This is a genomic window from Mucilaginibacter galii, assembly GCF_014635825.1.
GTDB classification, from domain to species: domain Bacteria; phylum Bacteroidota; class Bacteroidia; order Sphingobacteriales; family Sphingobacteriaceae; genus Mucilaginibacter; species Mucilaginibacter galii.
In genome coordinates, this window is the sequence record NZ_BMDO01000002.1 from 391,039 (window position 1) to 416,988 (window position 25,950).

The 25,950-nt window shown below is 41.3% G+C and carries 23 protein-coding genes; 10 read left to right on the plus strand and 13 right to left on the minus strand.

The features are described 5' to 3' along the window. The first annotated feature begins 111 nt into the window (after positions 1-111). From IEV61_RS06780 to IEV61_RS06790, 3 genes are all read left to right on the plus strand, one after another. Positions 112-2,157 carry a M13 family metallopeptidase gene (locus IEV61_RS06780; RefSeq protein WP_188415011.1) on the plus strand — a complete coding sequence of 682 codons (2,046 nt, stop codon included), beginning with the start codon at positions 112-114 and terminating at the stop codon, positions 2,155-2,157. An 81-nt stretch (positions 2,158-2,238) separates the two neighbouring features. After that, positions 2,239-2,394: a hypothetical protein gene (locus IEV61_RS06785; protein ID WP_188415014.1), complete on the plus strand. Its 156-nt coding sequence runs from the start codon at positions 2,239-2,241 to the stop codon at positions 2,392-2,394. Positions 2,395-2,439: 45 nt separating this feature from the next. Next, on the plus strand, positions 2,440-3,672 hold the full coding sequence (locus tag IEV61_RS06790; protein ID WP_188415016.1) for a hypothetical protein: 1,233 nt from the start codon (positions 2,440-2,442) through the stop codon (positions 3,670-3,672). A gap of 20 nt (positions 3,673-3,692) precedes the next feature. Here IEV61_RS06790 and IEV61_RS06795 read toward each other — a convergent pair whose 3' ends face one another. The 3 genes from IEV61_RS06795 to IEV61_RS06805 all read right to left on the minus strand — a co-directional run bounded on the left by IEV61_RS06795 (position 3,693) and on the right by IEV61_RS06805 (position 5,218). Further along, positions 3,693-4,184 (minus strand): hypothetical protein, encoded by a 492-nt coding sequence (locus IEV61_RS06795; protein WP_188415018.1) that lies wholly within the window; start codon positions 4,182-4,184, stop codon positions 3,693-3,695. A 204-nt stretch (positions 4,185-4,388) separates the two neighbouring features. Further along, the gene (locus tag IEV61_RS06800) at positions 4,389-4,856 is read right to left on the minus strand and encodes a cold-shock protein (RefSeq protein WP_188415020.1); all 468 of its coding nucleotides are present in this window, start codon (positions 4,854-4,856) and stop codon (positions 4,389-4,391) included. A 170-nt stretch (positions 4,857-5,026) separates the two neighbouring features. Continuing rightward, on the minus strand, positions 5,027-5,218 hold the full coding sequence (locus IEV61_RS06805; protein ID WP_188415022.1) for a cold-shock protein: 192 nt from the start codon (positions 5,216-5,218) through the stop codon (positions 5,027-5,029). A 246-nt stretch (positions 5,219-5,464) separates the two neighbouring features. On the opposite strand from IEV61_RS06805, the gene IEV61_RS06810 reads away from it, so the two are divergent. Continuing rightward, complete coding sequence (locus tag IEV61_RS06810) at positions 5,465-6,664, plus strand: hypothetical protein (protein WP_188415024.1); 1,200 nt, start codon at positions 5,465-5,467, stop codon at positions 6,662-6,664. A gap of 136 nt (positions 6,665-6,800) precedes the next feature. On the opposite strand, the gene ettA is transcribed toward IEV61_RS06810, so the two are convergent. After that, the gene (gene ettA, locus IEV61_RS06815; RefSeq protein ID WP_188415026.1) at positions 6,801-8,480 is read right to left on the minus strand and encodes an energy-dependent translational throttle protein EttA; all 1,680 of its coding nucleotides are present in this window, start codon (positions 8,478-8,480) and stop codon (positions 6,801-6,803) included. Positions 8,481-8,996: 516 nt separating this feature from the next. On the opposite strand from ettA, the gene IEV61_RS06820 reads away from it, so the two are divergent. After that, positions 8,997-11,531, plus strand: a complete 2,535-nt coding sequence (locus IEV61_RS06820; RefSeq protein WP_188415028.1) for an ATP-dependent Clp protease ATP-binding subunit — start codon at positions 8,997-8,999, stop codon at positions 11,529-11,531. 200 nt (positions 11,532-11,731) lie between these two features. Here IEV61_RS06820 and IEV61_RS06825 read toward each other — a convergent pair whose 3' ends face one another. Continuing rightward, positions 11,732-12,937, minus strand: coding sequence for a carboxypeptidase-like regulatory domain-containing protein (locus IEV61_RS06825; RefSeq protein ID WP_188415030.1), 1,206 nt, complete (start codon positions 12,935-12,937; stop codon positions 11,732-11,734). Between the two features lie 85 nt (positions 12,938-13,022). Then, complete coding sequence (locus IEV61_RS06830) at positions 13,023-13,835, minus strand: enoyl-ACP reductase FabI (RefSeq protein ID WP_188415032.1); 813 nt, start codon at positions 13,833-13,835, stop codon at positions 13,023-13,025. A gap of 337 nt (positions 13,836-14,172) precedes the next feature. Between IEV61_RS06830 and IEV61_RS06835 the strand changes: the two genes are divergently transcribed. The 4 genes from IEV61_RS06835 (at position 14,173) to IEV61_RS06850 (ending at position 17,785) form a co-directional block, all read left to right on the plus strand. Next, on the plus strand, positions 14,173-14,829 hold the full coding sequence (locus IEV61_RS06835; protein WP_188415034.1) for a hypothetical protein: 657 nt from the start codon (positions 14,173-14,175) through the stop codon (positions 14,827-14,829). Then, on the plus strand, positions 14,822-15,424 hold the full coding sequence (locus IEV61_RS06840) for a hypothetical protein (protein ID WP_188415036.1): 603 nt from the start codon (positions 14,822-14,824) through the stop codon (positions 15,422-15,424). Before IEV61_RS06835 ends, IEV61_RS06840 begins: the two co-directional genes overlap by 8 nt. A 152-nt stretch (positions 15,425-15,576) precedes the next feature. Then, positions 15,577-16,314 (plus strand): hypothetical protein, encoded by a 738-nt coding sequence (locus IEV61_RS06845; protein ID WP_229747058.1) that lies wholly within the window; start codon positions 15,577-15,579, stop codon positions 16,312-16,314. 19 nt (positions 16,315-16,333) lie between these two features. Continuing rightward, a complete protein-coding gene (locus tag IEV61_RS06850; protein ID WP_188415038.1) occupies positions 16,334-17,785 on the plus strand; it encodes a family 43 glycosylhydrolase in 1,452 nt (483 codons plus the stop codon). 422 nt (positions 17,786-18,207) lie between these two features. Here the strand turns inward: IEV61_RS06850 and IEV61_RS06855 are convergent, their stop codons facing one another. The 7 genes from IEV61_RS06855 to IEV61_RS06885 all read right to left on the minus strand — a co-directional run bounded on the left by IEV61_RS06855 (position 18,208) and on the right by IEV61_RS06885 (position 24,848). Next, complete coding sequence (locus IEV61_RS06855) at positions 18,208-18,987, minus strand: energy transducer TonB (RefSeq protein WP_188415045.1); 780 nt, start codon at positions 18,985-18,987, stop codon at positions 18,208-18,210. Positions 18,988-19,122: 135 nt separating this feature from the next. Next, on the minus strand, positions 19,123-20,784 hold the full coding sequence (gene recN / locus IEV61_RS06860; RefSeq protein WP_188415047.1) for a DNA repair protein RecN: 1,662 nt from the start codon (positions 20,782-20,784) through the stop codon (positions 19,123-19,125). A gap of 302 nt (positions 20,785-21,086) precedes the next feature. Next, positions 21,087-21,983: a type IX secretion system protein PorD gene (gene porD, locus IEV61_RS06865; protein WP_188415049.1), complete on the minus strand. Its 897-nt coding sequence runs from the start codon at positions 21,981-21,983 to the stop codon at positions 21,087-21,089. 1 nt (position 21,984) lies between these two features. Beyond that, entirely contained in the window at positions 21,985-23,181 is a 1,197-nt protein-coding gene (gene coaBC / locus IEV61_RS06870) for a bifunctional phosphopantothenoylcysteine decarboxylase/phosphopantothenate--cysteine ligase CoaBC (RefSeq protein ID WP_188415051.1), read from the minus strand. Between the two features lie 85 nt (positions 23,182-23,266). Continuing rightward, on the minus strand, positions 23,267-23,605 hold the full coding sequence (locus IEV61_RS06875) for a DNA-directed RNA polymerase subunit omega (RefSeq protein ID WP_188415053.1): 339 nt from the start codon (positions 23,603-23,605) through the stop codon (positions 23,267-23,269). A 14-nt stretch (positions 23,606-23,619) separates the two neighbouring features. Next, entirely contained in the window at positions 23,620-24,552 is a 933-nt protein-coding gene (locus IEV61_RS06880; RefSeq protein WP_188415054.1) for an outer membrane protein assembly factor BamD, read from the minus strand. Between the two features lie 110 nt (positions 24,553-24,662). Next, on the minus strand, positions 24,663-24,848 hold the full coding sequence (locus IEV61_RS06885; RefSeq protein ID WP_188415056.1) for a hypothetical protein: 186 nt from the start codon (positions 24,846-24,848) through the stop codon (positions 24,663-24,665). Between the two features lie 538 nt (positions 24,849-25,386). Here IEV61_RS06885 and IEV61_RS20770 point away from each other — a divergent pair. After that, positions 25,387-25,689 (plus strand): FISUMP domain-containing protein, encoded by a 303-nt coding sequence (locus tag IEV61_RS20770; RefSeq protein WP_188415083.1) that lies wholly within the window; start codon positions 25,387-25,389, stop codon positions 25,687-25,689. Positions 25,690-25,950 lie beyond the last annotated feature (261 nt).

Consider the following 25,950-nt stretch of genomic DNA (forward strand, 5'->3'; position numbering starts at 1 on the left):
GGTTATCAACAATTTAATCCCTAAAATTGCCCCTACTGTAAAGTGAATGACACAATAGTGTTACTTGCATATCTTGGTTAGGTTAATCATATTAGCAAAAAATAGAATTTTATGAGGACAAATAAATGGCTATGGCTGGCTGCACCCGTGTTGGCAGTTGCGGCTTGTAAACAAACACCCGATAAAAGTGCCGAGGTACCCAAACGTGCCGAGTTTTTTGACAAAGCGGCTATGGATACTACGGTAAAGCCCGGAGATAACTTTTTTGAATACGTGAACGGTGCCTGGTTAAAGAAAACCGAAATACCGGCATCAGAAACAGGCTGGGGCGAGTTCAATATTTTATACAATAACAACCAAGCTCACATTCATGATATACTGAACGATTTAGGTACGCATGAGTATGACAAGGGCAGTAAAGAGCAAAAAGTAGCCGACTTGTTTAAAAGCGGTATGGATACAGTGACCATTGACAAAATGGGGTATACGCCTGTAAAAGGCGAGCTTGCTAAAATTGCGGCTATTAAAGATTATAAGCAATTAATAGCTTACGCTGCAGATAGTTTTAAAGAAGGAGACGGTTACCTATTTGGCTTTTACGTAGCCCCTGATGATAAGAACAGCGAGAAGAATATGGCCCAGCTTTATCAAACAGGCCTGGGTTTACCAAACCGCGATTATTATTTTAATAATGACGAAGCTTCAAAAAAGATACGTACTGCTTACGTAGCCTATATTGCGCAGCTCTTTACCTTAACCGGTACCGATAAGGCTACTGCTGCTAAAAATGCCGACGCTATTCTGAAACTGGAAACCGAAATAGCCAAATCGCATTCTACCCCGGTTGAACTGCGCGACCCGGTTAAAAACTATAATAAATTTACTGTTGACCAGGTTCAGAAACAGGTACCTGATATTGACTTGAAAGATGTATTTAAGCGCATGGGCGTTAGTACTGATACCGTTTTGGTAGGTCAGCCTAAATACTATGTGGCTTTAAACAACCTGCTCAAAACGCAGCCTATAGAAGTTTGGAAGAATAAGATCGCATTTACAGCTTTGAGCAATGCCGCATCTTACCTGAGTAAAGATTTCCGCGATGCGAAGTTCAATTTTTATGACAAGGAATTGAATGGGCAAAAGGTACAAAAAGAGCGCTGGAAACAAATGGCATCTGTGGTTGATGGCGGCCTGGGCGAATTGCTGGGACAGCTATATGCCGAGAAGTACTTTACCGCCGATGCTAAAAAACGTATGTTAGACCTGGTGAATAACCTGCAGTCGGTTTACAAAGAACGTATTGAAAAGCTGGATTGGATGAGTGCCGATACTAAGAAGAAGGCCACAGAAAAATTGAATGGCTTTATCAAGAAAATTGGCTATCCTGATAAATGGAAGGAGTACAAAGATGTTGAGATTGATAAAGCGAAATTCTACGCTAACCAGCAATCTATAGCTAAGCATGATTATAAAGAACGCGTAGATAAAGTAAACAAAAAGGTAGATAAAACAGAGTGGGGTATGACGCCGCCTACGGTTAATGCTTACTACAACCCCAGCTTTAACGAGATCGTTTTCCCGGCGGGTATTTTACAGTTTCCGTTTTTTGATAAAGACGCCGATGATGCTATTAATTATGGCGGTATAGGTATGGTAATTGGTCACGAAATGACCCACGGTTTTGACGACCAGGGTAGCCAGTACGATAAAAACGGTAACCTAAACGTTTGGTGGACCAAAGAAGATGCTGCTAAGTTTAAAGAAAAAACCCAGGCTGTTGCCACGCAATACGATGCTTATACCGTGTTAAACGGTATGCATGTAAACGGCAACCTTACTTTGGGCGAAAACATTGCCGATAACGGTGGACTGGCCATTGCCTACGAAGCTTTCAAAAGAACCGAGCAGGGTAAGGGTAATACTAAGATCGATGGCTTTACACCCGATCAGCGCTTTTTCTTGTCGCTTGCTCAAATATGGCGTAGTAAAAACCGTGATGAAACTGCCCGAATGCGCATCAACACTGATCCGCATTCGCCGGCTATGTACCGCGTAAACGGCCCTATATCAAACACTGATGCCTGGTACAAGGCCTTTGATATTAAACCTGGCGATAAACTGTACAAACCTGAAGATAAACGTATCAGGATTTGGTAAACGATTAAATGTAAAATAATAGAAGGGCTGCTCTTTGGGCAGCCTTTTTTATTACCTTGGTTTACGTATAAAATTATTCTTATGATCAAACGTAAAACCTTAATAGGTGCCGTAACATTTTTAATCATCAGCACTATGCTAAACAGTTGCTTTCTATGGCACGATAAAAACCGGGCCGACCGTGGCCGTCGATTCCCTCACGACGACCAGAAAGGGCAGAAGCAAAAAACTAAATAAGTTTCAAACCTTTCATACCTTAGCAAAAGCAAACCTTCCTTATTCATGAAACTGATTCGTGTAGCATTTCTTGCTTTGTTATTTCCTATAATTACCCATGCACAATCTGGCTATAAACCCGGGTATATAATTAAACTAAACGGCGATACGCTCAAAGGCTATATTAATTATAGCCAGCGGGGTATAACACCTAAAACTGTTGGTTTTAAACCTGAACTTGAAACTGTAAAAGCCTTGCGTTTTGAGCCTGCGCTGATCCGGGGATTTGAAGTGACCGGTGTTGATCAGTTTTTATCATTTACTGGCAAGGTGAGTATGGATAAAAATAAATTCCCTGATGTAGCTGCTACCTTAGATAGCACTACTGCACAATCAAGTATGTTTTTAAGAGTGGGTTATCAAGGTATGCCGCTTAGTGTATTTGAACAGCAAGACCAGCTCAAGGTGCGCCTGTTTTTTATGGAGGCCGGGCAGTTTCCCAAAGAGCTCATATACTACCAGTTTGTAGATAAAAATTCTGGTAACGGCGTGCGTAATGTTGAGTTATATAAAGATACGCTGCTTGCTATTGCGCAAAAATACAATAACAATAGCTCCAAAATTAGTCGGGATGTTAATGCGGCATCTTTTACATTAGCCAATATTGTAAATATTGCCAGGGAGATCAATAATGATCAAAGCAAGAATGTTGGAACAATGAAGGTTGGGCTCTTTGCCGGTATCGCCGTAAATACTGTCAGAACTAAAATGAGGGGACCAACCATATTCGAGGGACAATCAACTTCATACACCTTTCCGCGATTAAGCATCGGTTTAGATATTGCCGATGATAGGTACCTGCGTAATTTTATGTTTCGATTAGAGGCAGCTTATACAGCTAACCAGTCAAGGTTTTACACCAAAGATGGAGCCGGGGGCACAGTAGCACCCGTGGAGTACCGCTATAATTTTAACCAATCGCTGGTTACGGTGACGCCACAAATTATATATCACTTAATAAACAGGCAGCATATTAAAGCCTTTATTGGCATTGGGTTAAATATGACGTATGCTAAGTTTAGTAATGTTGAGTTTTTACGCAATCAAAAAGCAGAAGATGAGCCATATAAATTTAGTAATTCCTGGTTGCTGTTTCCGTTACAAGCAGGCGTAACACTTAACAAGAAGGTTGATATTTTTGTTGACTACACACTCCCTGCAACCAATGCCACTGCTGAGTTAATTAAGTTGAGATATACTAATTATGGTATGGGAGTTCATTACCACTTTGGAAAGTAATGAGAATAGTGAAATAGTCCTTATCCGGTTATTCGGTACCAAAACATTTGCCACCTATGGTTAAATGTTTCTTGTTCCCAATTTATATCAAACTTAGGTTTGCCCCACTTGCTGTAAATGGGTACAGCAACTTTGCAATGGAGCATTGTCGAGTCATTAACCATACTTTGTTGATACTCGACATCTAAAGAAGATTTTAGATAGTAAGCGATTTCTACAATAGTTAGGTTTTTTGAAGATCGGTAGATATATAAATTCAGGTCATGGAGATTTGTATACATCAACATTAAATGAGGTAATACACTATCAAGCGGCTCAGGATTTTTTTTGTCGTTTACTGTTTTCCTTAATCTTCGTAACTCTATAAAATTTTTAGCTGACGAGTCCGTAGTTTCTGATAGTATAAATCTGCAATTGTCGGAAATGTTATTCCAGCAAGATTGTCTGGCCTGTTCCAGCAGGGTTGTAGTCGCATCACGTAGTTGTTCTGATAGGTTTTCTTTTGTGATCATATTTATCCTAACTGTGATGATTGCAAATTTATAGATCTGCTGCAATTTATTTCACTCAATTGCATAAACACTCCAAAACGAAAAAAGCGTCACCACTTCTCACTCGAAGTAATAACGCTTTTTTGGCAGCATTGCTGCAATATGAAAGTATACCCACGTTTCATGAGTGCACTATGTTTTGCTCTGTGAAGCCTGCGTAGTTAACTAAACTGCCTTAACAGTTTTTTTAACCTTAATAGCATTTAAGCCTTTAGGGCCTTGCTCAGTTTCAAAAGTAACTTTGTCGTTCTCCTTAATTTGCTCTAACAGGCTATTGATGTGTACAAACACACTCTCCTGGCTTTGCAGGTCGCGGATGAAACCATAACCTTTCGATTCGTTGAAGAAGGTTAACACACCGTTCCTGATTAAATCGGCCGGGTCAGGTGGTTCCTGGCGTGGCACACCAATTTGAATATCTTCGGCAGTTACGATCTTTTTCTTTTTGGTTGGATCGGGAGGAGTAGAGGTTATATTGCCGTTTTCGTCAATATACGCCATCATATCGTCCAGGCTTTTTCCTTTATCGGAGTTGGCTTTGCGGTCTTCTGCTTTTTCTTTTTTCTCGCGCAGTTTAATAGACTTCTTTTTTTCTCGTTCTTTTTTACTAAATGTTTCTGTTGATCTACCCATGTATTGTTTTTAGTGTTACCCGGCTTTTACTTAAAGCCGGCTTTGTTGTGTGTTATATGCTTTTGGAATACTTTGGCTATTTAATAAATAAACGGCACCCGGTATATGTTTTACAAAAAAAGCATTCTCCCTTGTGCAAGGAGAATGCTTCACGAAATATGATATAGTGATTAAACTAATTTTACATTAACCGCATTAGGACCTTTACGGCCTTCTTCTACGTCAAAAGTTACTTCATTGTTCTCGCGAATGTTGTCGATTAGACCTGAAGAGTGTACAAAGATTTCTTTACCACCGTTGGTTGGGGTAATAAAACCGAAACCTTTTTCTTCATTAAAAAATTTTACTGTTCCTTGTTGCATTATAATGTATTGTAAATAAGTCCACAAGGTACGGTTAATAAATGGATAATCTACTATCGTAAATAAAATTGGGTTATATAGTTACATTATAACGACTATAGAATAATTATTTCTGTGCACTAATCAAAACTTGCTTGGCGCTTCAAACTTTAAACATAGCGGGACTAAGGTAGCTAATGCACTTTAAATAGTATTTATGCATATTTAATTAAAAAGAAACCCTATTTTGGTGTAAATATCCTTTTCATGAAAATTGCACCCCTTGCTAAACAGCTCTTTTTAAGTATTTGTATTGTTTGTTTATTTGCTTCTTGTAAGAAATTTAATGGTGATGTTGAACCTGTGGTTATTGAAAAGCCATCTGTTTGGGAGGCCGACAAACTGTTTCCCACAGGTAATTTTACTTCTTCAACGGTTAAAAATGGAAGCATTAAGCTGTTCAATACAGCAGGTAGTGTATCTGTTTGTACATGGGACACCACTACAGCCAACAATGAGCAAGCTTTTGCTGCCAGAAAGATGAGCACAATAGGGTTACCATATGGGTTTTCGGTAAACATTTATAACGTTAATCAAATTTTAAGTCAAAGGTTCCTGGTTTTTAGCGAAGGTGTATTAGTACCGCTTACTTTAAAAATAAGAGCATTGGATAATGGCAATCACGATAATTTTCTTGAAATACAAGGCAAAAATTTAGATCCTGCATTCAGACAATTTGAATATCAAACATACTCGGGTTTGCCAACTTATAGAATAATTGGTGATTATATTTTGATACCCTATAAAAAGATAGTTCCCAATAGCCCTGATGAGCTAATTTTTGCGGTTATTAAAATTAAAGCTAAAGTGGCTAACCAGCCAGCCGAAGCTACAGATGCGTTGGCCATAGAAAAAGTAACACTTGTAAACGACGTAAACACAGGTATTAATTTTTACGGTGCTATAGAAGATATTACCACATTGAAAGATAAGTTTGTAGTTAGCACCTACGGAAGCAGAACCCCACAAATATGTACTATTGATCTAAATGGAAGAATTGAAAACAAGGTAGCTATTTCATCTAATGGTTTTATACCGCAACCAAATAATGTATTACTGGGCATTAAAAATTCTAATGTTGATGGAAACTCTGGTTTTTACCGTTCAGCCGATTTAGGAAAAAGCTGGAATGTTTTTAATACAACCTTGCCTGCAGGTTTTGGCCTACTTTCCTTTTATACAATAAACAACACGCTTATTGGTATATTTAATAAGCAATTGTTTGAGGTCGCATTTACTGGCGACGATAGCAAACTAAACCTGAATATTAAGGAATTAACTACCGAAGGGCTTCCTGAAGATATTAAAATTAATGGAATATTTGTTTATGGCCCACAAAAAATAGCATTGACTACCAACAAAGGTGTTTATGCTAAAGATTTGCAAGATTTGCTTATTCAAAAATAAGAGTGGTAGTTATTGTATATCTGAAGTGTAGTAAGATTGCCTTTATATAAGGTAGAAACTATTATCAAAAAAATAAATCAGGTACTTGCATTGTATAGCAAGTACCTAATTATTTTGGATGATTAGCCTCCAAATCTTACCCCAGCTTCTTATACTTAATCCGCTTAGGAGCTACATCACCCAAACGTTTTTTACGATTCTCTTCATAATCGCTATAGTTACCCTCGAAGAAATAAACCTGCGAGTCGCCTTCGAATGCCAGGATGTGCGTGCAAATACGGTCCAGGAACCAACGGTCGTGACTAATGATTACGGCGCAGCCACCAAAGTTTTCGAGGGCTTCTTCCAGTGAGCGCAGTGTGTTTACATCAATATCGTTGGTAGGCTCATCCAGCAACAATACGTTCGACCCTTTTTTGAGTGTAATGGCCAAATGCACCCGGTTACGCTCACCACCCGATAGTACTTCGATTTTCTTTTGCTGATCGCCGCCGTTAAAGTTAAAGCGCGATACGTAAGCGCGTGAATTAATAGGTCGGTTGCCTAATAAAATGGTTTCCTGTCCGTCGGTAATGTTTTCCCAAACCGATTTATCGGCTTTTAAATCGTCGTGCATCTGGTCAACATAACCAAGCTTAACGGTTTCTCCCACGCGGAAAGTACCGGCATCGGGCTGATCCTGACCGGTAATTAAGCGGAACAAGGTAGTTTTACCGGCACCGTTGGGGCCTATAATACCTACTATACCGGCCGGAGGTAACGAGAATGACAGGTTTTCGAACAATACCTTATCGCCATAAGCCTTGGTTACATTGTTCACCTCTATCACCACATTACCTAAACGCGGGCCAGGCGGAATAAACAGCTCTAATTTATCTTCGCGGTCCTTGGTTTCTTCAGAGGCCAGCTTTTCGTAGTTGGCTAAACGGGCTTTACCTTTAGCGTGACGTGCTTTAGGGGCCATGCGTACCCATTCCAGTTCGCGTTCTAAGGTTTTCTGGCGTTTGCTCTCGGTTTTTTCTTCCTGGGCTAAGCGCTTGGCTTTTTGGTCTAACCACGAAGAGTAATTGCCTTTCCATGGTATACCTTCGCCACGGTCAAGTTCCAGTATCCAGCCTGCCACATTATCCAGGAAGTAACGGTCGTGCGTTACGGCAATAACGGTACCTTTATATTGTTTCAGGAATTGCTCCAGCCAGTCTATGCTTTCCGCATCCAGGTGGTTGGTAGGCTCATCCAGCAATAACACATCGGGTTCCTGCAACAGCAAGCGGCACATGGCCACGCGGCGGCGCTCACCACCCGATAGTACACCTATCTTGGTTTCTGGGTCGGGGCAGCGCAGGGCATCCATAGCGCGTTCCAACTTGGTGTCCAGTTCCCAGGCGTTTACCGCATCAATTTTATCCTGCAATTCGCCCTGGCGCGCCATGAGTTTATCCATGGCATCCATGTCCTCATAATATTCGGGCAGGCCAAACTTTTCGTTAATGTCTTCGTACTCCTTTAATATAGCAGTAATTTCGGCTACGCCTTCTTCTACCACTTCGCGTACTGTTTTTTCGGGATCAAGCTCAGGTTCCTGCGCCAGATAACCCACCGTATAACCCGGCGAAAACACCACCTCGCCCTGTATAGATTTATCTAATCCGGCAATGATCTTCAACAGTGATGATTTACCCGAACCGTTTAAACCTATAACGCCAATTTTAGCGCCGTAAAAAAAGGAGAGGTATATGTTTTTAAGTACTTGTTTTTGCGGCGGGTAAATTTTACTTACCCCAGCCATGGAGAATATTATTTTTTCGTCGGCCATTTAGTATTGTAATTGATTTTCAAATATCAGCCAAATAAAGCTGTATTGCAAAAAACAGGTAAGGGGTATTAAACTTTTAGTAAGCAGGCGGCATCAGGGCTTACACATTAATTATTTAACGGCAAAACGCATCGAAATATAATAACGTTACGTATACGTTGATAGAAACACAGTTATAGTGCGCTTATGTCGTTATGGCATTACTTGTGACTTAATAGCATACTATTTTGAGCCGGATTGTGGTAGCAAAATATTATTTGTTAAACTTTCTCGAAAAATTTAAATCAAATACTAAATTGCAAATGTAATTAATTGTAAATTACACGTAATTATTCCGTAAACCCTTATTGCAGGGCCCGGCTAACACGGGTTTTTAACAGATTACATTCAACAAACAATTTAAACAGGCCAATGCGTAAATGTTGGCAATATTGTTGATAATTGATAACAGACTTCCGATTGCGTACGTAATGGATTCATCCGGATGTTAATATAAACAAATTAGAAAGGTACTCGATGGAAGCTAAATTTTCGCCACGTGTTAAAGATGTGATCTCTTATAGCAGGGAAGAGGCACTGCGCCTTGGCCACGACTATATAGGGACAGAACATCTGTTATTAGGACTAATCCGCGACGGTGATGGGATAGCCATAAAATTGCTGAAAGGCTTAAATGTGGATACCGCCAAATTACGTCGTGCTGTTGAAGATGCTGTGAAGGGTACAACCGGAACCAATGTTCACATTGGCAGCATCCCTTTAACCAAACAAGCAGAGAAGGTGTTAAAAATCACTTATCTGGAAGCAAAGATATTTAAGAGCGATATTATAGGCACCGAGCATTTGCTGCTGTCTATTTTACGCGACGAAGATAATATTGCATCACAATTATTAATGCAGTTTAATGTGAACTACGAAATTTTTAAAGGTGAAGTAGAATCACACAAAAACGTAACCGATGAAATGCCGGGTTCATCAACCGGTGGCGATGATGACTTTAAAGAAGAAGAATCATTCAGCCAGCCTAAAAAGGTATCAGACATTAAATCTAAAACTCCGGTTTTAGACAATTTCGGCCGCGATTTAACCAAAGCTGCCGAAGATGGTAAACTGGACCCGATAGTAGGCCGTGAAAAAGAAATTGAGCGGGTATCACAAATCCTGTCTCGCCGTAAAAAGAACAATCCTATCCTTATAGGTGAGCCGGGTGTTGGTAAATCGGCCATTGCAGAGGGGTTAGCCCTGCGCATTGTACAACGTAAAGTATCGCGCGTGTTGTTTAACAAACGCGTAGTTACTTTAGATTTAGCCTCATTGGTTGCAGGAACTAAGTATCGCGGCCAGTTTGAGGAGCGTATGAAAGCGGTAATGAACGAACTGGAAAAATCTCCGGATGTGATCCTGTTCATTGATGAGATCCATACCATTGTAGGCGCCGGTGGTGCTTCTGGTTCTTTGGATGCTTCGAACATGTTCAAACCAGCCTTAGCCCGCGGAGAAATTCAGTGCATTGGAGCTACTACCTTAGATGAGTATCGCCAATACATTGAAAAGGATGGTGCTTTAGACCGTCGTTTCCAGAAGGTAATGGTAGAGCCGGCTTCGCCTGATGAAACTATCGAAATTTTAACCCGAATAAAAGATAAGTATGAAGAACACCACGGTGTAACTTATACGCCTGAAGCAATTAATGCTTGTGTGGCTTTAACTTCGCGTTATATTACCGACAGGTTCTTGCCAGATAAAGCTATCGACGCTTTAGACGAATCGGGTTCTCGTGTTCACTTGACCAATATTCATGTGCCAGAAAACATACTGGATATTGAACAAAAGATCGAACAAATCAAGGTTGAGAAAAACCGCGTAGTCCGCAGTCAGAAATACGAAGAAGCAGCAAAGCTTCGCGATACTGAAAAACATTTGCTGGAAGAACTTGAACAAGCCAAAGCTGCCTGGGAAGCCGAAACAAAATCTAAGCGTTACACCGTAACCGAAGATAATGTGGCCGAAGTGGTATCAATGATGACCGGTATTCCGTTGCAAAAGGTTGGCCAGGGCGACAGTCAGAAACTGTTGAACATGGGCACCAGCATTCAGGGTAAAATTATTGGCCAGGATGATGCCATTAAGAAATTAACCCGCGCTATACAACGTACCCGTGCCGGATTGAAAGATCCGAAAAAGCCAATTGGTTCGTTCATTTTCTTAGGACCAACCGGTGTTGGTAAAACGGAGTTAGCTAAAGAACTTGCCCGCTTTATGTTTGATACTGAGGATGCTTTGATCCAGATTGACATGAGCGAGTACATGGAAAAATTTGCCGTGTCGCGCTTAGTGGGAGCTCCTCCGGGCTACGTTGGTTACGAAGAAGGTGGACAATTAACCGAGAAAGTACGCCGTAAGCCATATTCTGTAGTATTATTAGATGAGATTGAAAAAGCTCACCCTGATGTATTCAACATCCTGCTGCAGGTATTGGATGAAGGTCAGTTAACCGACTCTTTAGGCCGTAAAGTTGATTTCAGGAATACCATCATCATTATGACCTCTAATATTGGTGCACGCCAGTTGAAAGATTTTGGACAAGGTGTTGGTTTCAACACTGCTGCCAAGGTTAATCAAAGTGATGCCCACTCAAGAGGTGTGATTGAGAACGCGTTGAAACGTGCTTTTGCACCTGAGTTCCTGAACCGTATTGATGATGTAATTATCTTTAACTCTTTAACCAAGGAGAATATTTACAAGATCATTGATATTGAGTTAGCTTCATTATTTAGCCGCATTAACGGTTTAGGTTACAAAATTGAACTGACCGATAACGCTAAAGAAGTAATTGCCGACCGCGGTTACGACGAAAACTTTGGTGCCCGTCCGTTGAAACGTGCCATCCAGAAATACTTGGAAGATCCGATTGCAGAAGAAATTCTGAAGGGTGAAATGGCCGAAGGTGATATTATGGAAGTTGACTTTGACAAAGAAGCCAACGAAATAAAGATCACTGCTAAAAACAGCGGTGAAAGCAAAACACCCGAAGCAGAACAACAAGGTTAAGCTTTAAATAAACTTTATAATAAAACGGCCGCTGAAAAGTGGCCGTTTTTGTTTTAATGAGTTTTTTGTTCGCAACGTAAGAAACAATATGTCTTTGCGAGCGAGAGCGAAGCAATCTCTGCGTAGGCTACAAACCTATCGTTCAGGGATTGCTTCGTTCCTCGCAATGACGGGTTGGAATTTTGCAACCCATGTCAGTATTACTTCCTATCCTTCTCCGCCGGATCATAATCAACAGGTAAGAGGTTAGCCACGCGCGAAGTACCCCAATTGCCCTCTACAATAACTGCCGTGGGGTTCAGTATCACACCGTTATTATCGAAAAATGCATATTGTTCTGTAATATCCATTAAGCTGGTCAAATTATCCGGAGCGTTCATTAAGGTGTTATTATAACCGGGGTCGCTCTTCTTTTTAGTGTAAAGCACATACAAAATATCTTGGTAAGCAAGGGCAAACACCCCTTTCATGTTGGTACGTTTCACTAGTGAATCCATCCGTAACGGCTTCGTCACCAGGTATTCGGTAAACTTATGCAGCCGGTTCTTGGCGTTCCAGTAGGTTAACGAGTCGCTTATAATGATGATGTTACCTTTATTGCTTACTGGCCTGAACTTTCTAATTTTAGCCTGGATGATGCTATCGGGCGGCCGTTCGGGGTTGGGCTTACGAATAAGTTGCAGGGTTTTAAATCCTTCCTGCGTATTTAAATTGCTGATGATCGATCTTAAATAATGTTCCATAGAACCCCGGTAGGCATTGAGGCGGTTTTTGTACCATCTCTTCATTTGCGACGGTTTGCCTTTCATGGGCTGGAACAAAACGTTGCCCATATAAAAGAACTTGCCGGTATTATAATCGCGGGTAAAATCGAGCAGTTTGTATTTAAGCGTGTAACCCAAAGCCCTGTTTTCAATGTCAAGGTAGTCGCTCGATGAGGCGGTTAATGTTTGATTGGCTTTATCGTAATCCAGGTCAAGCACTTCGGGGTTCAGTATTTTACATTGATCGGCAAACTCGGTAAGGCCAAAAAACTCGCGCTTAAACATGTTATAGTTGCGCTCGCGTTCCGGGTCGGGCTTTACCACAACCGCATTCAGCGAAATGGTTTTTGGCGTAAGCTCTATATAAGGTATGTTTAATAGTCCATTAACTAATACGGTACGCTGATAAGTTTCATAACCAACTACAGATACGATCATGTCATATTGTCCGGGTTTTACATTGTTCAGGGTATAGCTGCCATCTTCACCGGTAGAGCCACCTACCGTGGTATTACTCAAAAATACACTCGCTTTTACTACCGGCTTCTTATTGTAAATGTCAATCACCTTCCCGGTAATTACATGCTGGGCAAAACCCGATACGGCATATAATAAAAGACAAATAATGAAGGATAGGCGCATAAATCAAATTAACTAAATATTTAGTTAATAGTCAACAAAAAAAGCCACGAATATTTTTCGTGGCTTTTGATATAATTTACAGAGGTTATTTACCCATTTGATCAATAATAGCCTGCGTAACACCGGTAAAGGAGAAACCGCCATCATGAAATAGATTTTGCATAGTCACCATGCGGGTAAGATCGGAGAATAAAGTCACACAGTAATCGGCACACTGATCGGCGTTGGCGTTACCCAGCGGACTCATTTTCTCGGCAAAGTCAACAAAGCCATCAAAACCCTTTACGCCCGAACCTGCGGTAGTGCGGGTGGGAGATTGTGAGATGGTATTGATACGAACGTTCTTCTTAACACCATATTGGTAGCCAAAGTTGCGGGCAATGCTTTCTAACATTGCTTTATTATCGGCCATGTCATTATAATCAGGAAATACGCGCTGGGCAGCAATGTAGGTTAAGGCAATCACAGATCCCCATTCGCTGATGGCATCCTGTTTCATGGCTACCTGCAAAATGCGGTGTAAGCTTAACGCCGATATATCCATACCCTTGTGGGTAAAATCGTAATTGTTTTCGGTGTAATGAACACCTTTACGCACGTTAATACTCATGCCTATAGAGTGCAGTACAAAATCAATTTTACCGCCAAAATGTTCTTGCGCCTGGGTAAACAGGTTTTCAATATCGGCAGTAACGGTTACATCGGCAGGTATAACCGGGGCATTCACTTCTTCGGCCAGTTGGTTAATGGTACCCATACGCAGGGCAATAGGGGCATTGGTTAATACCAGTTCGGCACCTTCGGCTTTGCAGCGTTGGGCGGTTTTCCAGGCGATTGATTTTTCGTCAAGGGCGCCAAAAATGATACCCTTCTTGCCTCGTAATAAATTATAAGCCATGTTATTTCTTGTTGTTTATCGGGTTATAAAGGTAGAAATTATTTTTAACGTGCAACGCGTTTTAAAAGACAACTACCGTTTAGGCGATTTTGTATTGTATGGAGTTTAAATCCTCTTATTAAATGTTATTAGAGTTTGATAAATATATTTAATTAAAAAGAAATATATGTATAATATATACGTTAATAACTTTAAGCACGCATATTATATAACCTAAAATTTGCTTTATGGAATATGAGATGACACCCAAAAAACCTCAAACATAAGTTTTGGAAATAATCCGTTTAATAATATCGGCAATGGATTAACTTTTAGTCCCGGGGCGGCTGCCAGAATTTTGTCGTTTGTTAAAGAGAATTTCAATTTACGGCCTTTAAGCGGTAAGGGAGCAGGTAATGTAGATTATTATCTTTACAAAGATGTTCATAGCATCAATGATAAAAAGGTATTAACGGTTTATCCTATTTCGAATACAATCTACTTCGGTGTAGCTGTTTCTCACGGGGGTGATATCTATTTGACTTTTGATGGCTCTACATTATATGTTCAACAATATACCTTAAGCGGTTATGTGGTTGATAAATTAAGTATTCCTGCATTATCTGGAGTGAAAAGTTCTAATGGTACCTATGCTTTAGATCCTTTACCAAATGGAAAATACAAAGTTAACCATGGCAGAGAACGCAAGAAAAGCGAAAAGCATGGTGGCTTTTTTAGTGAGGGTATTGGGTTTACCTTTGATGTGATACCACTGTTCACCACTTTAAATGGGAAGAAGATGGAAAGAACAGATCTGCGTATACATCCCGATGGCAATGTGCCCGGAAGCGCTGGCTGTATTGCGCTTACTGCAAGTAATGCTGTACTCACTTCGTTTTACAAAGAACTAAGTGACTATATTGCCAAAAAAGGTTCTGTTGCGCTTAGTGTGAACGATCCTAAAAACCCCAATGTTATGAGTAATACACATATAGGAAAGAAAAACAATGAATAGAATAATTAAAGTAGCCACAGCATTCTTGTTTTTCTATCTGATTTATGGCGCATTAGCTTATGCACAAAAAAGCCTGCCTGCCAATTCATTTAATTACGATAAGTCAGTATCGGGCATTAGTTTGCAAAATAGAAAGAGTACTTCTCTTGTATTAGGTAATAGTGTATGGGAAAAACGTTTTGAAAAGGATGACGATTTTGGCTTTATACGTGTAGAATGCCTTAATGTTAACGCTAAACAGTTGCTACGTATCGGCTTTTTCGAAGGGGGGACAAAAAATGAAGTTCAGGTTTTCCAGGTATCCTATAAACCAAAAACGTATGATTTAAGTAGTAAAACAGTTAAAACCAAAATACCGGAATTTATAACGGGCCTGAAAATAAAGCTCGGCATGTCTGAACAACAGGTAATGAAAACTGTGGGTGATAATTGTAAAGTATCTGGTAGTAAAGGATTGAAGGTACTTAATTGGCACACTACCGATGCTAAAAGCTCTGTATTAAAAAACTACCAGGCTATTGGCTACTTCATAGAAGGCAAATTTAACAGTAAAGACCAACTGGTTGAATACTCTTTCGGATTCGATTATCCGTAAATTGATATTCCATGATGGTAGATGTTTAAATTCAACAATTTGAACATTTGTATAGGTAATATTAGCCATATAGCGCCAAGGAGTATTTTTCTATTGCATAGATTTACAACAAGGATTTCTTTCTAAGAACCATTGTAACACTATACTTATCTATGATGAACAATAAACGCAAGGCGTTATGGCTGGTGGCTGGCTTTGTAATTTTAGCAGGCACAGGTTTGCAGGGGCGTTCGGCTACTTTTCCGCGTCGGTTAAAATTTACAGCTAAGGCCGATAGTTCACAAAACCTCACACCTTACTTTACACCAGCCACAACTGCCAAAAAAACGCCCAATGCCGAAGGCTTTATTCAGCGGTGGCTGCTCCTGGAGCCCATTAATAAGCCTAACCGCAGCAACGCAGTATTTACCGATAGTTATTTACGTACGGCCTTTGCCACCGAATATTTTCCAAACCAATTTACGGTTGTGCCTAAAAACGGAGAAAAAGTAAAGGTGGGTGAGCAGGAATTAACTTGGCATGCCTTAGATAACACCAATTTCAATGTGAAGTTGTTCCGCTTTTCTACCGGGTTAAAAAAACAGACTTACGGCGTTTTGTATTGGGCGGTAACGGTGGTAAATAGTCCGCGCGAATTGAAAAATGTGAGAATGGCGGTAGGGTCAAACTCGGCATCTATGTGGTGGCTCAATGGTAAGGAAGCATTGCTGCTTTCGGGCGATAGGCGCATGGTGATGGATGACGGCGTTTCTACCCGTTTAACCCTTAATAAAGGAAAGAACATTATTCGTGGCGCTGTAATTAACGGACCTGGAATGAGCGATTTCTGCGTTCGTTTCCTCAACGATAAAGGTGAACCCCTTAGAGATGTTATCATTACTAACCAATAAATTAGCTGCTCATCCTGTTATGAAATCTATACTTAAATTATTAGGCACAATAGCCGTGTTTTACCTTTGTTCAACTCAAGCTGCGAGGGCACAAATTGGAAAACCATTTATCCATGATCCATCAACCATTACCCTATGCGATGGCAAGTACTATACTTTTGGCACACGCGGAGGCGGGTTAATATCTGAAGATGGCTGGACCTGGAACGGCGGCGCAGAAAGGCCCGGCGGCGGAGCGGCACCGGACGTGGTAAAAATTGGCAACCGTTACCTTATAGTGTATGGTGCAACCGGTGGGGGCTTAGGCGGTGGGCATAATGGAAAAATACTAACCATGTGGAATAAAACGCTCGACCCTAAATCTCCAGATTTTAAATATTCGGAAGCGGTGGTCGTAGCTTCGTCTGACGGTAAAGAAGATAACGATGCCATTGATCCTGGTTTATTGTTAGACCCAAATGATGGCCGGCTGTGGTTATCATACGGTACTTACTTTGGTTTTATTCGTTTAATTGAGCTCGACCCTGCTACCGGACAGCGGAAAAAAGGTAATCAGGCGATTAATATTGCAATCGATTGTGAGGCAACAGATCTAATGTATCAGGATGGCTGGTATTACCTGCTTGGAACGCACGGCACCTGCTGCGATGGTACAAACTCTACCTACAATATTGTGGTGGGGCGTTCGCGTAAAGTAACCGGTCCGTATCTTGATAATGTAGGCAGAGATATGATAAAAGGCGGTGGCAAAATGGTATTGGCAGCGGGCGGCCGGTTAATTGGTCCCGGGCATTTTGGCCGCATGGTGTTGGCGGATGGTGTTCAAAAAATGTCTTGCCACTACGAGGCCGATCTGGATCAGAGTGGGCGTAGTGTGTTGGGTATTCGTCCGCTGCTTTGGAAAAACGGATGGCCTGTTGCAGGCGATAGCTTTAAAGAGGGAACCTACGAAATAGAATCGGAGCGTAGAGGATATGCACTCGAGTTAGGTGTTGATTTTGTAAGGATGCCCGGCGGCATGCGAGGTTTTAATCATGATGACAATGAACCGGTAAAATCATTACCGGCGCAGGAACTGGCTGATGTGGTTAAAACCTGGCCGGCAGGTAATATTGGAGTTAGAATAGGCGATTACATGTTTCGGCCACACCAAAAATGGACCATCACTGCAGTGCCGGGTGCAGGTGGGTATTTAGGTGCTCCCTATTACAAAATAGTAATAGCCGGAACAGAAAAGGCATTAGCCGCCACTGCCGAGGCCGAAGTAATTGCCGTTCCGGCATTTACCGGTGCGCCCGAACAGTTGTGGCGTATTGAGCAACTCACCGATGGCACTTACAGAATAATGCCTAAAGTGGTTCCTAATTCAAAACAACAATTGGCCTTGGTTTCATCAGGAGACAGTACACCCACACTGGCCCCGTTTGATATGAAGAGCGATAATTCTAAATGGAATTTTAAGGTGCAATGATGTATAAAGTAGCGTTTTTATGGTTGTCTTTACCTGTAAGGTTGGGCAATGCTAAACCCACCAGCTTTACTGCAGCTTTTCAATTTGGTGTAGCTTTTTAAAAAGTATGACCGGCTTATAAACCTATTAATTAGGTTTAACAAAAGTTAGCAGAAGTCTAAATGAATTGGTGAGTGCTGACCAGCTTTGTTTAAACGGCTGTTTAAGCATTGAAATGATTAACCAGCTTATAGTATAAACTATAAGCAAAGCCCCCATGGCTTTATCGGGGCTGTTAATAACAACACTGCCTTTCAGCAATACTATAATGATCGCTATTACCGCGGTAGCAAATAAAGGAAGATTGTGTTGTTTCATAAGCGTTTAATATTAAATGATTAACCGTATGATGTTGAGAGTGCTATACTCAAAAGTACCAATTATTAATCAGTTAATTTAAACTGTATACTTATACTAGACTGCATTTTATGGGTACCGTTGGGCGTCAAAGCTGGAGCCCACTTGGGTGCTTGCCTTAACACGTCAATTACGGCTTCTTCACAACCGTAGCCAATTCCTTTTAGTGTTTTATAGTTACTTAAGCTACCGTCTTTTTCAATAGTGAATGCTATTTCAACTTCCCCCTCTACATTATGCTCAATAGCTTGCGGCGGATAATTGAAGTGCTGCTTTATAAAAGTTATATAGCGTTCTTTACCATCAAAGAGGTAAGGCTGTGAGTATGCTACGATGCCATAATAATCTAATATCAGCTCATTGGTTACCACTTTAAACACCGGGATTTTTTTGGCGTATTTTCGTTTAGCTGTTAATGCAACAGTTGGTAATAAGTTGATCTTTGTAAAAGTTTCGGGAAGGTGAATTTCAACGTAGCGGCTACCGTTTACTATAAATTGGTATGGGTTATCGCGAAAAGGAGATAGGGTAAGCGTGTCATGAAATAGCGCTCCTTTCAAAACAAATTTGCCCTCTTTGTCCGTATCGGTGCCTACATAGTAACCCGAGTAAATAAAATCTCTGTTTTTAGAGTATAATGTTAAACGGGGTGCTACTGCGCCGGTTGCATCATATACAATACCTGTAATATTAATGGTGTCTTGTCGTATTTTTTTAAACTCGGGTTTGGGATTTCCCGGCCGGAATTGTGCACTTGCTAAAGCGGAATAAAAAAGACAAGCGGGGAATATAATAGCTATTTTCATTTGTCGAATATTTATAGACCACCAAAAAAGCGTCATTACGAGCAATAGCGAAACAATCCCTGCACAACATATAACGCACTACTTTTCCATGCAGAGATTACTTCGTACCTCGCAATGACGTTAGCTTTAAACCTATCAGGCATTCAACAACTCTCTTGCATTTTGCAATGCGCTTTCGCCCGGTTTATCGCCGCTTAGCATTTTGGCAATTTCTAACACACGTTCCTGCTCGTTGAGCTGTTTAATTTGGGTGTAGGTGGTAGCGGTTTCGTTGTTTTTATAAACAAAGTAATGGCTTTCGCCTTTACTGGCAATTTGAGGCAGGTGCGTAATGGTAATTACTTGCAGGTTACCCGCCAACCGTTCCATAATAATACCCACTTTATTGGCTACTTCTCCCGATACTCCTGTATCTATCTCATCAAATATAATGGTAGGCAAAGCAGTGTAACGGGCAATGATAGATTTAATGCTCAGCATCAAACGCGACAACTCGCCGCCCGATGCTACCTTGCTCATTTCGGCCAAATTATGACCTTTATTGGCGGTAAACAGGAAGCGGATTTGGTCGGTACCGGTTTTAGTGAGTTCGTTATTGGTGGTTGGCGTATGCTCAATTTTAAGGTGTGCATTGCCCATGCCCATTTCGGCCAGGGTATCCATTACCTGGGTTTCAATATCGGGCAGGGCTTTAACGCGGTTGGCCGATAGCTGCGCAGCCAGACTTTCTAACTCTTCCTTTTGCAATTTAATTTGCTGTTGCAAGGCCTCAATTTCCTCATCGCCAAACAGTGCCTGTTGTATCTTGCCCGATAATTCTTCATGCAAGGCCAGTAACTCGGCATTACTGTTTACGCGATGCTTTTTTTGTAGGTTATAAATAAGGCTCAAACGGGTATTGATCTCATCAACCCGGGCTTCGTTGGTTTGCGTGCGTTGCTCCAGCTGTTCAATTTCTGAGGCAACATCTTTGATCTCTATCAAGGCGCTGTTAAGGCGCTCATGCAACCCGGCTATCTCGGGGTTAAATTTCTCTAAGGCCGATAGTTGTTGGTTGGCTTCTTTTACTTGCAGCGTTACGGCTGTCTCGCCATCTTGCAACAAGTATAAAGCACCGGTTAAATTGCGCTTTATTTCTTCGGCGTTATTTAAGGTATAAAGTTCCTGCTCTTGTTCTTCCTGCTCGTCGGCCACTATAGCTGCCTTATCCAGTTCATCAAACTGGAACTGGTAGTAGTCCAGGTCGGCTTTTGCTTTGTCGCTATCGGCAATGAGTTGCTGCAGGCGTGTGGTGTTCTTTTTATAAGCGCGGTATTTGGTTTGATAGTCGGCTAACAGGGGCTGATGTTTAGCCACACCATCCACCACTAAAAGCTGGAAAGCTGGGTCATTAATTTCTCGGGTGGCTTGTTGGGAATGAATATCGATCAGTTGTTCGCCCAGTAATTTCAAAGTTGCCAAATTTACCGGTGTATCGTTCACAAAAGCGCGAGATTTGCCGTCGGCCGATATTTCGCGACGCAATACCGTTTCCGCCTCGTAATCCAGGTCGTTCTCCTCAAAAAAAGCTTTCAGGTGAAAGTCGCCAATTTTGAACGTTCCCTCAATTACACACTTCTTTTGCTGATTAAAAAAGTACTTGCTCTCGGCCCGCTGACCTAAGATTAACGATAGAGCGCCCAAAATAATAGATTTACCGGCACCTGTTTCGCCGGTTATAATGTTCAAACCTGCATCAAAATTGATCTCCAGGTTATCAATTAAAGCGTAGTTATGAATGTTAAGCTGGTGCAGCATGTAAGTTTATCCTTGAATACAAAGATACTCAATTGCAAAACTAATGCCTAACAGTTTAAATATTTGGCTAAATAAATTAGCAGAGGTTTTCTGATGGGTAGAAGTAGTGTTTCGCTGTCTTAAGGTTGTGATTAATGGCTTCATCAAACTCCTGCTAAAATTGTCGAGTCTTTTAGAAAGCAATTTTCACAAAAAAAACCTCCAAAAATCTGCTCATCTATTTTTATGAAGTTTTTTAAACTTATATCTAATTATCCAGAAGTTTTCCGAAGAAATATGAGTTTCAACAACCTTAAATACACTTATTTCTGTAATGTTTGGTATAAATTGCCATTGGCCGGGTCGGCCTGCGATAAAATGTTCATGGCCGCCAAACGCTGCTGCGGATCGGCCTTGGAAAATATGGATACGAGTTCGCTGCGCTTGGCTAAAAAGAATAGGGTGGGCAAGGTGGCACCAACCCGTACCCTGTCTAACTGGGTGAGCACCGGCAAGGCATCAAATATGGCTTTGCGGGCATTAGCGGCGTTTTCTACCATCAAGTCCAGGCCTAATCTGTGGTAAGTGTACAAGAACTCACGCAGTGGGATGTAAGTTTTGTTCATCGTATTTTCCGAAAGCCAGTAGCGGTTAGTATTGTTATCAAAGGCTTTCCAGCCACGGTAAGATGAACTCTGTGCATTAATTACAACTGTTTGAGCGTTAGCATAATATGGAGTTCCACCATATCTTGAAAAGCTGTCGTAATCAAATGCCAATATCATATAGGCATAAAATGCCATCACCGAACTCAGGTTGCTCTGGAAATTCTGATTGTTAAAATCAATGGTTTCGCCTTCGGTATAAGTAAAGTCAAAATCGCGGTCATTGATGCTGAAAAGCGGTGTATTGTAGGCTGCATTATATACCGGGCGGGTACTTTGCACCTGTAATTCGCCGCTAAAACTGGTGCCGTTATCCCAGGATGTAACGGTTAATATAAAGTTGCAATCTATCTTTTCTGAGGGCTGTATATTATCGGCGCTCCATTTACGGCCGTTCAAAAACTCACGCATGGCTGTTTGCAGCGAGGCAAAAATACGTTTATTAGTCGTCGCAATTTTGGGCGATAATACCTGAACCCTGGCATTAAGATCTTGTGCTTCAGCGGTAAAGCTTAATACACACAGCAATAAGATATACAAGCCCGGGTACTTCATGTTACAGCAGTGAAATCAATTTTTGGCAAATATCAGCGGCTACTTCTGCTTTACTTTTAGTGTCGAAAGTGGTTTTCTCCAAGCTGCGATCAATCATGGTTATCTTATTGGTATCCAGCTTAAAGCCGGCACCATCATCGTTTAACGAATTCAAGATAATAAGGTCGAGGTTTTTCTTATGCAGTTTATCAATGGCATTTTGCTCTTCGTTTTGCGTTTCCAGCGCGAAACCTACCAGTAACTGGTTGCTGTGTTTGCGTTCGCCCAGTACTTTCAATATGTCGGTAGTCTTTTTCAAGTCAATACAAAAGCTATCTTCCTGTTTCTTGATCTTTTGAGTGGCTACAGTAATTGGTGTATAATCGGCCACGGCGGCGCTCATAATACAGGCATCGGCCAGTTCAAAATATTGAAGGCAGGCATCAAGCATTTCTGCAGCGGTGGTGACATCTATACGTGTAATGTGCTTTTGCTGAGTGCTTTGTGCGGTAGGGCCGGTCACCAGGGTAACGCTGGCACCTTGTTTAGCCAGTTCATCGGCAATGGCAAAGCCCATTTTACCTGAAGAATGATTGCCTATGAACCGTACCGGATCAATAGCCTCATAAGTAGGCCCGGCAGTAACCAGTATTTGTTTACCGGCTAAAGGCAGAATTTTACTTGTATCAGCCGTTATAAAGCTGACGATCTCTTCGGGTTCGGCCATACGGCCTTCACCGTGTAAACCGCTGGCTAATTCGCCGGTGCCGGGTTGTATTAAAATGTTACCGTAACTCTGCAGCTTTTGCACGTTGGCTAAAGTAGCAGGATGACGCCACATATCCAGATCCATGGCAGGTGCAAAATACACCGGGCATTTAGCCGATAAATAGGCGGCCGTTAGCAAATTGTTGCATTGACCGTTTGCCATTTTAGCCAGTGTGTTAGCGCTGGCAGGAGCAATAATAAAGAAATCGGCCCAAAGGCCTAATTCCACATGGTTGTTCCATGTGCCGGTATCGGGCTCAAAATATTTAACCAGTGCCGGTTTTTTGGATAGGGTAGAAAGGGTTAGCGGGGTAATAAAGTTAACAGCATCGGCCGTCATAATTACCTGCACTTCGGCACCAGCTTTAACCAGCAACCTTACCAGCGTGGCCGCCTTATAAGCCGCAATACTTCCGCATACACCTAATACAATTTTTTTGCCTTCAAGCATGATACAAAAATATCATTTAAATATACATTCCATAAAAAAGCCCTTCTTAAACAAAGAAGGGCTTTAAGTATTTTAGTGCTATGTATTAAATAGCCTGATCTTTACTTGGGTTACGGAAGTAAACCTTGTCTTCTAAAAACTCCTGAACTGCTACCAATGATGGTTTTGGCAAACGTTCGTAGTGTTTAGAAATCTCAATTTGCTCGCGGTTTTCAAATACCTCTTCCAGGTTATCGTTTGATGAAGCAAACTCAGAAAGTTTTTGAGTAAGCTCTTCTTTAATGTTGTTAGAGATTTGATTGGCACGTTTAGACATAATGACAATAGACTCATACAAATTGCCTGTTGTTTTGTCCAGGTCGCGTAAATCGCGGGTTACGGTACTGCTGGCTACAGTAGGTTTAACGATATTATTGTTGCTCATGTTCGTATATTTAATTATTGAGGGCTTTTTTGATTTTGACGATCGGTAATTGATTGTTGTTGTCCGGTTGATTTAGTGCTGTCAGCAGCTATCTTCTTAGCTAATTTACCTTCGGCTTCGTACTCGGCTATCACGCGTTTGGCATGGGCTATACCACGCTCGCTGTCTTTGCGGTAATCGGCAGCATCGCGCAGGTACTTACTGGCCGTATACTTTTCAGTAAATTGATCGGCGTAAGCCATAGTTTGTGTGTAACGCTCTTCCTGGCGGTATTCTGCACTATTTTTAGCGTACAAATACTGAGCTTTAACAATTAAGAACTCCATTTCCTCGGCATACTTGGTATCTGGATAGTCGCGGAGTGCGTTATTGAAGGCCATCGTAGCCGAAAGATAATCACCAATATCCAAATATAACCTGGCATTGTTATAGGCTTTGGTTTCCAGCTTATCCCGCAGATTTTGTATCAATTTACCGGCTTCAACACTGCGTTCGCTTTTTGGGTAAAGGTTGATGAACAGTTGTAGCGTTTCGATAGCCTTGGTGGTATTGGTTTGATCTAAAGACGCGTTTGGCGAATCGAGATAAAAGCAGTAGGCCGACATGTAACGGCATTCTTCGGCACGGGCACTGGTTGGATACGAATCGGCGAAGTTTTTGAAGTGATATTGAGCCGAAGTATAATCCTTTGAATTATAATTGGCGTAAGCGTTAAAGTAAAACAAATCCTCTGCCTCGGGCAAGCCGCGATATTTAGGCATCAGCAGCTCAAACAGCTCCAACGCTTTAGAATAGTCTTTTTTATTATAGTATTTTACGGCTTGTTGGTATTGCTTAGCCCGGTCATTACTTTCTTTCAGCTTTTCGTAACTGCTCTTGCAGCCACCAAACACCAAAACCGAAGAAATTAACAAGCCAGCAATAATAGCGCGTTGCTTTTTAAACATCCTGCAAAGATAATTATATAATGTAAATCAATCAATTATTATTTATCGGCTAAGTTACTCCGCTTATTGCTACCCTGAGGCATCCCTTATTACATTTAACATCTTTTAACTTACGGCCACTTTTGTTTTAAAGGATGGTTTTGTGGGTTAGATATTTGCTTTACAACGGTATCAGGGTAGATGACAGTAAAGACGATTGGTGGCGCAACTTTAATTTCACCAGTTGCAACGTTAGCAGCCCGGGCAATAATGCCTTTGAAACCTAAGGTTATATCTGCCGCGACAATATTGTTCAAAATTATAGCGTATCTGGCTATTCTTTTGGCATCGGCGAAACGTAAACATCCAATTATAACACCGTTAAAAATTGCTGACTTAATGGCAACGGTTTTACCCTAGTAGGTGCGCACAGCGTATCAACAGTTAATGCTATACTATATAAACCACAGGTAATTGGTAAGACCACAAGTCTTAAACCTGTGTTGTTTCGGGAGCACAGGTTTGCGTTATAAAATCAACTATCTATACTATAAAGATGCGCACCTATATATATGGAGTAATATGGCTTGCAATGACATTCATTACAAGCTGTAAAAATAAAAGTGCGCATCCGTCGCAAACGCGAGGCACAACAACAGCTATAGTGCCGAAATTAAAGCACGGTGCGAACATTACGGATTATGACGAAACACCTATCATGCTATAATAATAGATAATCAAAACTGGCTGACCGAAAACCTGGAATTAACAGGTTATAACAAGAGCGATAAGATCCTTGTAGTGACTAACGACAAATCATGGCGCTTGCAAACTACGGGCGCTTACTGAAACTGTATATATAATGATGAAAATAACGAAGAAGCCTACGGAAGGCTTTATAGCTGGAATGCCTTAACAAACATGCGTAAGATTGCACCAAAGGAATTGCATCTCCCTACGGAGCAGGAGTGGAAGGTAATGCTTGCTTATTTAGGAGGTAATGGTGTTGAGGGCAGTAAGCTTAGTGCTCTCAATACTGGAAAGCGCCAAATAATACGGCAATCAATCGAACCGGGTTTACCGCCCTGCCTGTCGGTATTAGTAATAACAACGGAATGTACGATAACGGAGGCATTTCTGCTACTTGGTGGACGGTGACCGGCGAAGCACAGGCCGATTTTGCCACCAATTACAGTATATATAATAACAGCATAAAGGTAAAACCGATGTAGATGACCGCAGTTGCGGTTTTAATGTAGGCTGCGTGAAGGATAAGTGATATAAGCTAATACATTCATTAAAACAATTCTCCTTGACAATAAGGCAGTTGCGTTGCCGTAAACAGAAAATCGCATAAGATGTTTGCGAGGGCAAAAAATAAACCTACTTTTGCACTCCCAAATCGAAGGAAAAGGGGTA